This is a genomic window from Acidocella sp. C78 (genome assembly GCF_907164655.1).
On record NZ_CAJQZK010000018.1, the window covers coordinates 41,572 to 55,154 of the forward strand.

Here is a 13,583-nt window from a genome sequence, read left to right on the forward strand (position 1 = left end):
AGGATGATGGACCCGCAAACCGCGCGGCCCGGGGTGCAGGCGAAGCCGCGCCGCAGAGGGCCGCTCGATTTCCTGCTCGGCCGGGTATCGACGCTTATCCTGGCGACGCTCGCGCTGCTGCTCGGGATCGGTTCGTTCGCCTATCTCGCCGGCGGCATCAAGCTCGAACTGCATTCGGGCGCCGCCGTGGGGCTTGCGATCGGCGATATCGCGATCCTGCTGCTGCTGATCACGGTGCTGGCGGCCAGCGTCACCCGCGTGGTGATGGAAAGCCGGCGGGGTGCGGCGGGGGCGCGGCTGCACGTGCGCCTCGTGCTGCTGTTCGGCGGCGTGGCGGCGGTGCCGGCCATCCTTGTTGCCATCTTCGCCGCGGTCTTCTTCAATCTCGGCATCCAGGCCTGGTTCAACCAGCGGGTGCGCACCGCTCTCGCCGAAAGCCAGCAGGTCGCCGAAGGGTATCTCGACGCGAAGAAGAACAGCATCCGGCTCGACGCGCTGGCGATCGCCAACCAGCTCAACCAGAACGGGCCAATCTTCTACGGCAACCCGCAGAACTTCTTCGACCAGGGGTTCCTGAACGTTCTGGTGGCGCAGACCGCGCTGCACGGGCTCACGCAATCGGCGATCTTCGAGCCGCTGACGAACAAGGTGGTGGCCTCCGCCGGGCTGTTTTCGTCAGAAGGCGTGACCCTGCCGCCCGGCAACATCATCGCCGAGGCGGAGAAGCATCAGGTCGCGGTCTGGAGTGCGCCGAACTCGCTGCTGGAGCGCGCCGTCGTCGAGCTGGAGGCGACGCCGACGCTGATGCTGATGGTCGAGCGGCCGATCGATCCCTCGATCCTCGCCCATGTCGACCGCACGCGGCAGGCCGTCGCCGAATATAACCGGCTCGAACATCATCGCGCCCAGTTCGAGCTGTTCTTCGCGCTGATCTTCGCGACGGTGGCCCTGCTGGTGCTCTCGGGCGCCGCGCTGATCGGGCTGCTCTTCGCCAACCAGATCGCCCGGCCGATTTCCTACCTGATCGAGGCGGCCGAGCGGGTGCGCACCGGCGACTATCATGTGCGGGTTCCCGAAGGCGACACGCGCGACGACGTCGCCGGCCTGTCCCGCGCCTTCAACCGCATGACCGGGCAGATCGCCGAACAGCGCGCCGAGCTGATGAGCGCCTATGGCCAGATCGACGAGCGGCGCCGCTTCACCGAAACCGTTCTGGCGGGGGTTTCCGCCGGGGTGATCGGGCTTGATCCGCGCGGCCGGATCGAGTTGCCAAACCGCACGGCCTCCGACCTGCTCGGGATCGACCTGCTCGATCATCTGGGCGGCGCGCTCGGCGATCTCGTGCCGGCCTTCCTGCCGCTCCTCGACCAGGTCAGGGAGATTCCGGCGCGGCCGGCCACCGGCGAGGTCGACTACGCCAGGGGTGGCGACCGAAGGGTGTTTCTGGTGCGGATCGGCGCCGATCTCAAGGGTGAACGGCCGACCGGCTTCGTCGTCACCTTCGATGACATCACCGAGCTGCAATCGGCGCAGCGCAAGGCCGCCTGGGCCGATGTGGCGCGACGGATCGCGCACGAGATCAAGAACCCGCTGACCCCCATCCAGCTCTCCGCCGAGCGGCTGAAGCGTCGCTTCGCCCGCGAGATCACCTCGGACAAGGACAGCTTTACCCAGTGCGCCGACACGATCGTGCGCCATGTCGGCGATATCGGGCGGATGGTGGATGAATTCTCCGCCTTCGCGCGGATGCCCCAGCCCAGCATCAAGCCCGAGGATCTGGCGCGGATCGCGCGCGAGGCGGTGATTCTCCAGCGCGGCGCGCATCCCGGCATCGAGTGGGTGGTGGAAAGCCCCGAGCCCGCGCCGCGTGCGGCGTGCGATGCGCGCCTGATCGGCCAGGCGCTGACCAACCTGTTGCAGAATGCGGCCGATGCCATCGGCATGCGCCCGGACAATGCCGGGCGCGAGGCTCCGGCCGGCCATGTCCGGCTCCGGATCGAGCGGCAGGGCGAGGAGTTCCGGGTTTCGGTCAGCGATGACGGAATTGGCCTGCCCGCGCAGGATCGCGCCCGGCTTACCGAGCCCTATATAACGCAGAAACCGAAAGGAACCGGTCTGGGCCTCGCCATCGTTCGCAAGATCATGGAAGATCATCACGGCAGGCTTGAACTCGCCGACCGCGAGGATGGGGCGGGAGCCGTGGTGACGCTGGTGCTGAAGGCGCGTTAGGAGTTTCATGTCCGAGATACTGATCATCGATGACGAGCCCGATATCCGCCTGCTGGTCGATGCGATCCTGCAGGACGAAGGCTACGCCACGCGCAATGCCGGCAATTCGGACGAGGCGCTGGCCGCGTTCCGCGAGCGCCGGCCATCGCTCGTCGTGCTCGATGTCTGGCTGCAGAACTCGCCGCTCGATGGGCTCGATCTCCTGAAGGTGATGAAGGCCGAGGACGAGGGCGTGCCGGTGGTGATCATTTCCGGCCACGGCACGATCGAGATGGCGGTCAATGCCATCCAGCTCGGCGCCTACGACTTCATCGAGAAGCCGTTCAAGTCGGACCGGCTGATCCTCGTCATCCAGCGGGCGCTCGAAGCCGCGCGCCTCGCCGCGGAAAATGCCGAGTTGCGGCTGCGCGCCGGTGCTGATTCCAGCCTGACCGGCGACAGCCCGGCGATCAACGGGTTGCGCCACGCCATCGAGAAGGTCGCGCCGACCGGCTCGCGCGTGCTGCTCTCCGGTGCCGCCGGCGCGGGCAAGGAAGTGGTCGCGCGGATGATCCATGCCAGCTCGAAGCGGGCGGACCAGCCCTTCATGGTGCTGAACTGCGCGATCCTGGCGCCCGAGCGGTTCGAGATGGAGCTGTTCGGCACCGAGGCGGGAGCCGATCCGCAGGCGCAGCCGCGCCGCGCCGGGGTGCTGGAGCGCGCCCATGGCGGCACGCTGCTGCTCGACGAGATCGCCGACATGCCGGTGGAAACCCAGGGCAAGATCGTCCGCGTGTTGCAGGACCAGGCCTTCGAGCGCATCGGCGGCTCGACGCGGGTCAAGGTCGATGTCCGCATCATCGCCAGCACCGCCCGCGACCTGCAGGCGGCGATCGGCGCCGGGCGGTTCCGCCAGGATCTGTATTATCGCCTCGCGGTGGTGCCGCTGCGGGTCCCCTCGCTGCGGGAGCGGCGGGAGGATATTCCGGCCCTGGCCCAGCATTTTCTCAAGCGCGCTGCCGACACTTCGGGCCTGCCGCTGCGCCCGCTGTCATCCGAGGCGCTGGCGGCGCTGCAGGTTCATGACTGGCCGGGCAATGTCCGGCAGCTCCGCAACGTGATGGACTGGTTGATGATCATGCATCCGGGCGAGCCCGGCGAACCCTTCCGCGCCGAGCACCTGCCCGCCGAGATCGGCGCCCACGCGCCCCGCGCCTTGGCGATCGACCCGCTGGCCGACATTATGGCCCTGCCGCTGCGCGAGGCGCGGGACGTGTTCGAGACGCAGTATCTCCAGGCGCAACTGCTGCGCTTCGGCGGCAATATCAGCCGCACGGCGAATTTCGTCGGCATGGAGCGCAGCGCCCTCCACCGCAAGCTCAAGCAGCTGGGTATCGGCGCCGAGGATCGCGGCGCGCTCTGATCCGGGCGGTATCCCGGACCCGGCCGGATGATGGTTCCGGCCGGGTTTTGCCGCCTGTGCCGGGCGGCGGCGCGGGTCAGGCCTCCAGATCGGTGCCCGTGGTGTCCGGCGTCGTCAGGATCGCGTAGATCGCCAGCAGCGCATAGGCCATCACCATCAGGCCGATATAGACATAGGCATGCGCCATGCCCGCGCTGTGCAGCATGAGGCCGGCGAGGATGGGGATCAGCCCGCCGCCATAGACCTGGGAGATCTGATAGCCCAGGCTCGCTCCCGAGGCGCGGTACCGCGTCGGGAAGTTTTCGGTGTAGAACGCCGGAATGGCGCCATAGCCGAAGCCGAACACGAAGCCGAACCCGATGATCTCGGCGATCATCGCCAGTACGAAATCATGGGTGTTGATCAGGTCGAAATACGGGATCGCAAACACCAGGAACACTCCCGCCGAAATCAGCAGCACGGTGCGGCGGTTCAGCCGGTCGGCGAGGCGGGCGCCGATATACATGAAGACGAACATCGACGCTGCGGCGATCAGCCCGATGGTTTCGGCCTGGGTCGCGGTGAAGCCGACCGCCTTCATGTAGCTGGTGCCGAAGATGAAGCAGAGGAAGAACGCGCCGCTGAACATCGCGTTCACCATCGAGGTGCGCAGGATCCGGCCTGGCATTTCGCGCCAGACCTGGCTTGCCGGCAGTTCGAGCACCGCTTGCCGCGCGCGATGCCGCTCGAACACGAAACTGTCCTCGGTGCGGACGCGGATGACGATGCCGACGATGGCGACGAGGAAGCCGATGAAGAAGAAGATGCGCCAGCCCCAGGCGATGAACTCGGCATGCGGCATCATCGACTTCACCACGATCACCGAGCCGAAACCGAGCAGCAGGCCGATCGGGATCGCGAAGCCGACCCAGGCGCCCCAGAAGGCGCGGTGCCGCGAGCGCGCCGCCTGCTCGACGACCCAGGTCGACGCCGTGCCGAATTCGGCGCCGAAGCTGATCCCCTGGGCGAGCCGGAAGACGATCAGCAGCATCGGCGCGGCAGCACCGATCGAATCATAACCGGGCGTCAGACCGATCAGCAGGGTGCTGACACCCATCAGCACCAGCGCATAGACCATCGCGTCCTTGCGGCCGCGCCGATCGGCGATGTTGCCGAAGATGAAGGCTCCCAGAGGGCGGATGACGATGCCGATGCCATAGACGCCGATGGCGGCGGCGATCGCGGCAAGCCCGGGCAGCTTGAAGAACACCCCGCCCCACACCGTGGCGGCGATGATGCCGGTGACGAGAAAGTCGTATTGTTCGATCACCGACCCGATGATGCGGGCCAGTGCGACTTTGTAGATCTGCTTTTCGCTCGGCGCGTCGGCCGCGTTTGTCATGTGTTCCTCCCTGTTATTCGTTGTTGGCGTCGGTATCCGTGGTGGTGACAGAGGTTCGCGTCTCTCCGGGTCTTGTCAAGTCGCGGCGTCGGACTCGGCGGCGCCGGTCTGCCCCTCGGCGGCATGCCGCAGCAGGGCGGCGAAACGCCAGATGCCGTGGACGAACTTGCCATAGGGCATGGTCAGGAAGAATCCGAGCACGACGCCGAGATGCAGGCAGAGCAGAACCGCCGCCCAGGGTGTCGCGCGCAGGGCCAGCAAGGCAAGGCCGGTCAGCCCGACCAGGAACAGCGACAGGACGAAGGCGAGGTCGAGCGGGCGGCCCGCCGCATCGGCGAAGTCGCGCTTGCGGCGGAGTTTCTCGAACAGCAACCCCGGCGCGCCGATCACGAGCCCCACCCCGCCGGCGGTGCCCAGCAGCACCGGCAATGACAGGAACGGATAGGGCGCCTCGCGCCCCAGCACGTAGTGAAAGAGGGTCGCGACCGTTGTCGCGGCGAAGCAGAGGCCGAAGCCGTAGAACACCAGGTGGTGATATATCTTGCGATGGTCCCGCGGTGCGTCCTGCGTGTCCGGGCAGCCGGCGCCGCCGCCATCGAGATAGCGCAGCCGTGCCGCGTCATTCAGCGCCACGGCGATGGTGGTGCGGCCGATCGCTCGCGCCGCGCCGCCCGCGCGCCAGAACCGCCTGACCCCCGCGGCGATCGCGAACACGGCATAGACGAACGCCAGTCCGAACACCGCGACCATCATCTGGTGCGACATGAGGCGATAGAACGCGCCCGGTGCGGCCAGCACGCCCCTCGTCCCCGACATTGCGGGGGCGAGAACCAGCAGGAACGCCGCAATGCTGGCCAGCATGACCGCGGCGGTGATGCGGCCGCCATGGAGGAAGGCGATGCCGGTCCCGCGCGGCCAGGCATGTGCCGCGTAGGATTCGCGCCGCGCGGCCGCCATGGTGCGCGGCACGTTGACCGCGAATTCGTGCGGCGGCGCGAACTGGCAATCGTCGAGGCAGGCGCCGCAGCCATGGCAAAGGCTGGCAAGATGGGCGAGGGTGCCGGCATCGAAGGTGGTGTGCCGCTCCATCGCCGGAAAGACGGCGCACAGCCCCTCGCAATAGCGGCAGGAATTGCAGATCGTCATGACCCGCCCGGCCTCTTCGAGCGCGGCGCCCGCCTTCATTTCAGTTTCGCCCATGGCGCGCGGCCTCCCGTCCCGCAATCCTGCCGAACACGCTGCCGATCGTCATGCCGATACCCGCGGCATAGCCGCGCCCGAGCACGTTGCCGGCCATGATCTCGCCGGCGGCGAACATGTTGGGCGAAGGCCGCCCGTCCTGCATCCTGATCCGGGCGTTCCGGTCCACCCGCACGCCGAGATAGGTGAAGGTGATGCCGGGCGGACCGGATAGGCATAGAAGGGCGGAGTGTCGATCCGCCGCGCCCAGTGGGATTTCGGCGGATCGAGACCTTCGGTGCGGCAATCGTCGAGCACCTTATGATCGAACGTCCCGTCGCGGATGGCGGCGTTGAAACCGGCGAGCGTGGCCTGGAAGCGGCTCGGGTCGAGCCCGAGCTTTGCTGCCAGCGAGCCGAGGTCATTTGCCTGCACCGGCGGAAACAGCGATGGCATGAACAGGCCGAGGGATTTGGCGTCGAACACGATATAGGCGATCTGCCCGGGCTGGGCGGCGATCAGGCGGCCCCAGATCGCGTAGCGCTTCGGCCAGACATCCTCGCCCTCGTCGTAGAAGCGTTCGGCATTCGCGTTGACCACCACGCCGAACACCACGCAATCCAGCCGGGTGATGATGCCGCCATCGAACCGCGGCGCCCGGGCGTCGATGGCGACGGCGTGGCACTGCGTCGGGTCGCCAACCGGCATCGCCCCGGCATCCAGCAGCAACCGCAGCACGGTGCCGCGATTATACGGCGTGCCGCGGATGAGGAAATTGTCGGCGGCCGGCCCCCAGGAGTCCCTGAGCCACTCGGTATTCGCCTCGAACCCGCCGGCGGCGGCGATCAGCGTGCGCGCGCCGATGCTCACGGTGCGCTCGCCCCGGCGGACCCGGGCGGCGCGGAACACGCCATCCTCGATATCGAGGCCGACCACCTCCGCCTCGTAGGCGACGCGGACCCCGAGAGCCTCGGCGGTGCGATAGAGCGATTTCAGCATGGCGCGGCCGCCGCCGAGGAAGAAGGAGTTGGTGCGCCCGAGGCTCAGCGTGCCGCCGAGCGAGGGCTGGAACCGCACGCCCTGCTGGCCGATCCAGTCCAGCATGTCCTTCGATTCCGCGATCATGTGGCGGGCGAGGTCCTCGTCGGTCTCGCCGCCGGTCACGCGCAGCAGGTCCTGCCAGAATTCCTCCTCGGTATAGGGGCCGGTGAGAAACGCCGTCGCGCTGTCATGGGCGCAGCGCATGTTGCGCGTGTGCCGCGTGTTTCCGCCGCGATAGAATTCGGGCGCCGCCTCCAGAACGAGAACCGACGCGCCGCCGCGCCGCGCGCTGATCGCGGCGCAGAGCGCGGCATTGCCGCCGCCGATCACCAGCGTATCGATCGAATCGGGAAGGTCCGCTCCGTTCGCCATGGACGACACACCTAGAGCGGCGCGATGGTCAGGTCAATATTGTATACAATCGGATGCAATTCACGGTTCGCAACCGGCATCCCGCATCGCCGCCCGCAGGATGCGGGCCTGAAACGCCGCCCGGATATGGTCCCTGGAAGCAGCCTCGGCGCCGTCCGGATCGCGTGCGGCGATCCGGTCGAGGATCGCCCTGTGTTCCTCGACGGATTTCGCGGCGCGCCCCGCGACGGCAAGGCTCGTGCCGCCGAGCAATGCGAGCGACAGCCGCAGGCTTTCGAGCATGTCGTGCAGATACCGGTTGCGCGACGCGGTCAGGATCTGGCGATGAAACAGGCGGTTGTTGAGCGCGAGGTCTGCGGGGCTGCCGATGAGGGCGGCGTCGCGCTCGATCAGCGCCGCGAGCAGGGCGATGTCGGACTCCGCTGCATGCTGCGCGGCCATCCGCGCCGCCGCCCCCTCCAGCACCGCACGCATTTCGTACAGCTCACTCATCTGCACATCGCTGAGCGTGGCCACCGTGGCCCCCTGATGCGGGGTGTGGACGACAAGCCCCTGATGTTCGAGCCGTTTCAGGGCCTCGCGCACCGGGGTGCGGCTGATGCCGAAGCGTTGGGCCAGCTCGGCCTCGCGCAGCCGCGCGCCCGGCGGCAATGCGCCCTCCTCGATCGCCTTCAGCAGGCTCTCATAGGCATCCGCGGCACTCGGGCGGCGTCGTTTGGGGGAACGATCCCGCGGCGGCGGTGCGGCTTGCGACGGCTCAGAGACTGTCATCGTCCCTGCCTTGATCCGGGCCGCGTCCGCTCCAACCCTGGCGGCGAGGTCGCATCTTCATGCCCCGGCCGCGATCACGCCTTTGGTGATGAGGATATTGGCATAGGCTCGGCGATCCCCGGTCTGCACGATGGCGAAGCTGTCGCGTGACTCGGCATAGAATGCGTGTCTGTCGCGCCCGCCGATGCGCGCGCCGCCGATCCCCGCCGCCGCCGCGATCTGGCGGAACTCGGCCACCGCCGGCGGCACCGCCGCCGGGTCGCCCACCACCTGCATGGTCCGCAACGGTTCGGCCACGAAATCATCGATCGGCAGCACGCCGAGGACCGCCCGCATCATCTGCCCCGAACTGGTTCCCGGCAGGACGATGAGGCGCCGCGCGCAGGTCGCCGCCGGAAAATTGGCGTCGACCACCGAGATGCTGTCGCCATGCCCCATCGCGCGCAGCGCGTGCAGCAGGTCGGCGGTGAGAAGCGGATCGAGGCCGATGAGCATGATGGTTTCCTTCGGGTATCGCGGGCGCCGGACGCGCCATCGTTCGCCTGCGGACCCGTGGCGTCAAGCCGGCCCGCGGACGGGCCGGCCCGGCATCATGCGATCGACTCGCCGTGCAGCACTTCGTCGAGCCCCTGCCGCTCCTCGTCGCGGCTCACGCGCAGCCCGACCAGGCGCTGGGTCACGAAGAGAATCCCCGCGGTGACGATGCCGCAATAGATGATGGTGGCGGCAACTCCGAGCGCCTGGATGGCAAGCTGGTGAAGGCCCGGCCGCACCGCGCCGCCCGAGAGCGGGGCGAAGGCGAGCAGCCCGGTCGCGAGCGTGCCGACGATGCCGGCGACGCCGTGCACGCCGAAGGCATCGAGCGAATCGTCATATCGCAGGCGGATCTTCACCACCGTCACGGCCCAGAAACAGACGACGCCGGCCGCGATGCCGAGCAGCAGCGCCGGCCCCGGCAGCAGAAAGCCGGCCGCCGGGGTGATCGCGACCAGGCCGGCGACGGCGCCGGAAATCGCGCCCAGCACGGTCGGCCGGCCGAGATGCGCCCATTCGATGGCGGTCCATGACAGGGTCGCGCCCGCCGCCGCCATCTGGGTGACCAGCACCGCCATGCCGGCATTGGGGTTGGCGCCGCCAGCCCCGCCCGAGTTGAAGCCGAGCCAGCCGACCCAGAGCAGGGAGGCGCCCATCACCGCATAGGACAGGTTCCACGGCATCATGTTGTCCTGACCGAATCCGAGGCGGCGGCCGAGATAAAGGGCGCAGATCAGGCCGGCGATGCCGGAATTCACCTCCACCACCGTGCCGCCCGCGTAATCCGCGATGCCGAGCCGGTAGAGCCAGCCGGCCGGGCTCCAGACCCAATGCGCGATCGGCGCATAGACGAGCAGCGACCATGCGGCCATCACGATCAGCAGCGCCGAGAATTTCATCCGCTCGGCGAAGCTGCCGGTGATCACCGCCGGCGTGATCACGGCGAAGGTGAGCTGGAACATGACGAAAACGCTCTCCGGCACCCGCATATGCACCGCGCCGGGCAGCCCGGCGCCCAGGGTGAAGGGCTGGTTCCAGTCGCCCGCCAGGTTGTTGAGCAGGACATCCCCGATGCCGCCGATGAAGCCGTTGCCGTTGGAAAACGCGAGGCTGTAGCCGACGACGAGCCAGAGAACCGTGACCGCGGCGCAGATGATCACGCTCTGCATCATGATCGACAGCACGTTCTTCTTGCGGACCATGCCGCCGTAGAACAGCACGAGGCCCGGAATTGTCATCAGCAGCACGAGGACCGAACTGACCAACATCCAGGCAGTATCGCCCGCGCTCAACCCGGCTTGTGCCGCTTTTGCAGGCAGACAAACAGCTTGCAGCGCGAGCACGAGGGCTCCCGCGGTCCAAAAACGCCGCTTCATGGCGACCTGCTCCTTTTTTATGCCGTCCGTTACCCGGTGCGGCTGATCCGTGTGACAGGGGGTTACAAGCAGAAAATGTGCCAATCTCGTCGGCGCAAATGCCGGCATGTCAACCTTCGCGCATGAAAACGCTTGACGGACGCTGTTGATCCGCCAACGCTGCGCCGTGTGGAAGATTTACGTCGCACCGTCGCGCCCGGACTCCGTTTTGCCATGATTCCACGCTGTGTGAGAGGCCGACAGGCGATACCGTTCACCGCAAGGAACACGCTTCATGAATGACCGCCCGGCTTATCGGCGACTGGCAGCCACAATCGGCCTCGCAATTTCCATGGCCGTATCGCTGACGGGGTGCGGCACGCAGGCGAGCAACCGCCTCGGCGGTGGTGCCGCCGGCGGCGCGGCCACGGGGGCGACGTTCGGGCTGATCGGCGGTCCGATCGGGGTTCTGGTCGGCGGTGCGGTGGGGGCGGCATTGGCGCGCTGACCGCCGCCAACACGACGCCGAAGCAGGTCAATCTCGGCAATCCGCCCTGGGCTGGCGGCGCCACGGCCGCGCCCGGTGCGCAAGCAGGGGCATCAGCCGGGGGGCGGCCGCAATCGCTGCAACCGGCGGCGGCGCCGGTCTCCGGCTATACCAATGCACCCGCCGCGACGGATGCGGCCGGAAGCGTGCAGGCCCAGCCCCTCGCGCCGCCGCGCTGAGCGCCCCGGCGGCGCGGTCAGACGCCGCCGTTCACATATTCACGCAGGCTGCGGACCTCGTGGGTCTGCACCTCGATCAGCGACTTGACGACGTCGCCGATGCTGACGACGCCGATCAGCTTCCCGCCATCGACGATGGGCAGATGGCGGAACCGGCCATCGGTCATCAGGTTTTCGGCTTCGAGCACGGTGGTCGCCGGCGTCGCCGTCGTCGGCGCGCGGGTCATCAGCTGGCTCGTCTGCATGTCGAGCGTCGCCGCGCCGTTGGCGGCGAGGCTGCGCACCACGTCGCGTTCGGAGAGAATGCCGAGCAGGTCGTTCTCCGCCGACTGCACCACAACCGCGCCGATCCGCTTCTCGGCGAGAAGCGCGACGACGTCGCGGATACGTGTCTCGGGCTGGACCGAGATCAGCGCCATGGGTTTGCGCTTCAGAATGGCGGCCATCGTTGTCATTGCGATCCTCCCGAGAAAGCCCGCGCCGCAGGACGAGGCGGCAGTCAGACCATAGAGCGACAAGACTATGACAACGCTTTAACCAAGATCAACTGAATTGCTCGGGCTGGCCCGATTTTCATTGTTTGGCGTCTTGCGCCGCGGCGATCCATGCGTCCTGCCCGGCGACGATCGCCAGCTCGTCGGTGCCGTGGCGAAGGGTGGCGCGCAGCAGCGCGGTCATCGATGCCGAGGCCGCCGCCAGCGCCTTGTCGAGATGGCGCTCCGGCAGATAATGCGCGAGGAACAGCGCGGCGAAGGCGTCTCCTGCGCCGGAAAACCGCCCGGCGAGGTGCGGCACCGCGATCTGCCGCGGGCCGTCGCCGTCGAGTGCCAGGATGTCGAGCATGTCCGGCGGCGTGTCCGCGCCGCAGAAACCGGTGAGGATGACGGTGTTCGGGCCGAGAGCTTCCATCGCCGCGAAGGCGGAACGCCGGTCGGAAGGCGGCGATCCGGCGAGCACGCCGAGCTCGAACGCATTGGGCATCACGATGTCGGCACGCGGCACCAGCCGCTCGCGGATCGCCGCGATCAGCGCTGACGGCACATAGGCCCGGCCATGATCGCCGATCACCGGATCGCATACGTAGAGCGCGCCCGGATGGGCCGCCCGCGCGCGCGCCACCGCGTCCTCGACGATGGGCGCGGCGGCATCGACGCCGAGATAGCCGGAGACGACCGCCTCGCACCGGGCGAAGGCCCCGCGCGCGGCGAGCCCTGCGACCAGTGCGGCGAGCCGCGCCGGCTTCACCGGCCCGCCCTCGGCGCCGCCATGGCCCGGATGATGCGACAGCAAGACCGTCGGCAGCGGCCAGACCTCGTGGCCAAGCCGCGCCAGGATGAACGCCGCACCTGAATTGCCGACAGCGCCGTTGAGCACCTGGGACTGGATCGAGAGAATCGCCATGCGCCGAGTTGGCGGCAGCGCGGGGCTGCTGGCAAGGGCCGGCGGTTGCATGCCCGCCTTCCCTGGGCCATCTGACCGGTCAGATTCACGATCGAAAGGGTTTTCCATGGCGCGTATCCCCAAGCTTCTGCAGCCGGTCAGCTTTCGCAGCGTCGAGGCGCGCAACCGCATCGTCGTCTCGCCGATGTGCCAGTACAGCGCGATCGACGGTGTGGGACAGGACTGGCACATCCAGACCCTGGGCTCGAAGGCGATGGGCGGCGCCGGCATCGTCTTCACCGAGGCCACCCATGTCTCGCCGGAGGCGCGGATCACCGCCCATTGCCTCGGGCTCTGGAATGACGAGCAGGAGGCCTTCCTGAAGCGGGTGGTCGCGCTCATCGAGTATGGCGGCGCGGTCCCGGCCATCCAGATCGCCCATGCCGGCCGCAAGGCGAGCCAGACCCAGCCCTGGAAAGGGGATGGGTTCGTGGCACCCGATGCGCCGGATGGCTGGCTGCCGGTGGCGCCGAGCCCGCTGCCCTTCGCGGCCGATCGCCCCGCCCCGCACGAGCTGACCACCGGCGAGATCGCCGCCATCCTGCGCGATTTCGCCGCGACCACGGCGCGCGCCCGCCGCGCCGGGTTCCGCGTCGTCGAGCTTCACGCGGCACATGGCTACCTGCTGCATCAGTTCCTCTCGCCGGTCAGCAACCATCGCACCGATGCCTATGGCGGTGACCTTGCCAACCGCGCGCGGATCGTGATGGAGGCGATTGACGCGATGCGCGCGGAATGGCCGGACGACCTGCCCTTTTTCGTGCGCCTGTCCTGCACCGACTGGATCGAGGGCGGCTTCGACGCCGAGCAGGCGGTGACGCTCTGCCGCTGGCTCGCCGCGCGCGGCGATGTCGACCTGATCGACAGCTCGACCGGTGGCATCGCGCCGCAGCAGAAGATCCCCTCGATCCACCCCGGCTACCAGGTGCCCTTCGCCGAACGGATCCGGCGCGAGGCCGGGATCGCGACCGGCGCCGTCGGCATGATCCGCGCGCCGGAGCTTGCCGCCGAGATCATCGCCAACGAGCGGGCCGACCTCGTCTTCGTCGCCCGCGCGGTGCTGGCCGATCCGGCTTGGCCGCTGAACGTGGCCCGGCATTTCGGCTTGCAGCCGGAACTCGTGCCGCAATATCAGCGCGCGACCGTCTGACGG

11 protein-coding genes and 1 pseudogene are annotated in these 13,583 nt (G+C 68.2%); 4 read left to right on the plus strand and 8 right to left on the minus strand.

Annotated elements, in window-relative coordinates; all coding sequences use genetic code 11:
* Positions 1 to 3 precede the first annotated feature (3 nt).
* Positions 4 to 2,229: an ATP-binding protein gene (locus ACIDOCELLA78_RS000000107545; RefSeq protein ID WP_374223258.1), complete on the plus strand. Its 2,226-nt coding sequence runs from the start codon at positions 4 to 6 to the stop codon at positions 2,227 to 2,229.
* Between the two features lie 7 nt (positions 2,230 to 2,236).
* Entirely contained in the window at positions 2,237 to 3,631 is a 1,395-nt protein-coding gene (locus ACIDOCELLA78_RS000000107550; protein WP_201729057.1) for a sigma-54 dependent transcriptional regulator, read from the plus strand.
* Between the two features lie 76 nt (positions 3,632 to 3,707).
* On the opposite strand, the gene ACIDOCELLA78_RS000000107555 is transcribed toward ACIDOCELLA78_RS000000107550, so the two are convergent.
* The 6 genes and pseudogenes from ACIDOCELLA78_RS000000107555 to ACIDOCELLA78_RS000000107580 all read right to left on the minus strand — a co-directional run bounded on the left by ACIDOCELLA78_RS000000107555 (position 3,708) and on the right by ACIDOCELLA78_RS000000107580 (position 10,285).
* Positions 3,708 to 5,012, minus strand: a complete 1,305-nt coding sequence (locus ACIDOCELLA78_RS000000107555) for an MFS transporter (protein ID WP_201729058.1) — start codon at positions 5,010 to 5,012, stop codon at positions 3,708 to 3,710.
* Positions 5,013 to 5,087: 75 nt separating this feature from the next.
* Positions 5,088 to 6,212: a tricarballylate utilization 4Fe-4S protein TcuB gene (gene tcuB, locus ACIDOCELLA78_RS000000107560; RefSeq protein WP_201729059.1), complete on the minus strand. Its 1,125-nt coding sequence runs from the start codon at positions 6,210 to 6,212 to the stop codon at positions 5,088 to 5,090.
* Positions 6,199 to 7,604 (minus strand): annotated as a pseudogene (tcuA, locus tag ACIDOCELLA78_RS000000107565) (FAD-dependent tricarballylate dehydrogenase TcuA). Before tcuA ends, tcuB begins: the two are co-directional and overlap by 14 nt.
* 60 nt (positions 7,605 to 7,664) lie before the next feature.
* The gene (locus tag ACIDOCELLA78_RS000000107570; RefSeq protein WP_201729060.1) at positions 7,665 to 8,375 is read right to left on the minus strand and encodes a GntR family transcriptional regulator; all 711 of its coding nucleotides are present in this window, start codon (positions 8,373 to 8,375) and stop codon (positions 7,665 to 7,667) included.
* 57 nt (positions 8,376 to 8,432) lie between these two features.
* Positions 8,433 to 8,870: an RbsD/FucU family protein gene (locus ACIDOCELLA78_RS000000107575; RefSeq protein ID WP_201729061.1), complete on the minus strand. Its 438-nt coding sequence runs from the start codon at positions 8,868 to 8,870 to the stop codon at positions 8,433 to 8,435.
* A 95-nt stretch (positions 8,871 to 8,965) separates the two neighbouring features.
* Positions 8,966 to 10,285, minus strand: coding sequence for an ammonium transporter (locus ACIDOCELLA78_RS000000107580; protein WP_201729062.1), 1,320 nt, complete (start codon positions 10,283 to 10,285; stop codon positions 8,966 to 8,968).
* A 331-nt stretch (positions 10,286 to 10,616) separates the two neighbouring features.
* Between ACIDOCELLA78_RS000000107580 and ACIDOCELLA78_RS000000107585 the strand changes: the two genes are divergently transcribed.
* The gene (locus ACIDOCELLA78_RS000000107585; RefSeq protein WP_249676110.1) at positions 10,617 to 10,772 is read left to right on the plus strand and encodes a hypothetical protein; all 156 of its coding nucleotides are present in this window, start codon (positions 10,617 to 10,619) and stop codon (positions 10,770 to 10,772) included.
* Between the two features lie 235 nt (positions 10,773 to 11,007).
* On the opposite strand, the gene ACIDOCELLA78_RS000000107590 is transcribed toward ACIDOCELLA78_RS000000107585, so the two are convergent.
* On the minus strand, positions 11,008 to 11,445 hold the full coding sequence (locus ACIDOCELLA78_RS000000107590; protein WP_201729063.1) for a CBS domain-containing protein: 438 nt from the start codon (positions 11,443 to 11,445) through the stop codon (positions 11,008 to 11,010).
* A 118-nt stretch (positions 11,446 to 11,563) separates the two neighbouring features.
* Entirely contained in the window at positions 11,564 to 12,442 is an 879-nt protein-coding gene (pdxY, locus tag ACIDOCELLA78_RS000000107595; protein WP_201729064.1) for a pyridoxal kinase, read from the minus strand.
* 55 nt (positions 12,443 to 12,497) lie between these two features.
* Here pdxY and ACIDOCELLA78_RS000000107600 point away from each other — a divergent pair, with 55 nt between their 5' ends.
* Entirely contained in the window at positions 12,498 to 13,580 is a 1,083-nt protein-coding gene (locus ACIDOCELLA78_RS000000107600) for an NADH:flavin oxidoreductase/NADH oxidase (protein ID WP_201729065.1), read from the plus strand.
* Positions 13,581 to 13,583: the final 3 nt, after the last annotated feature.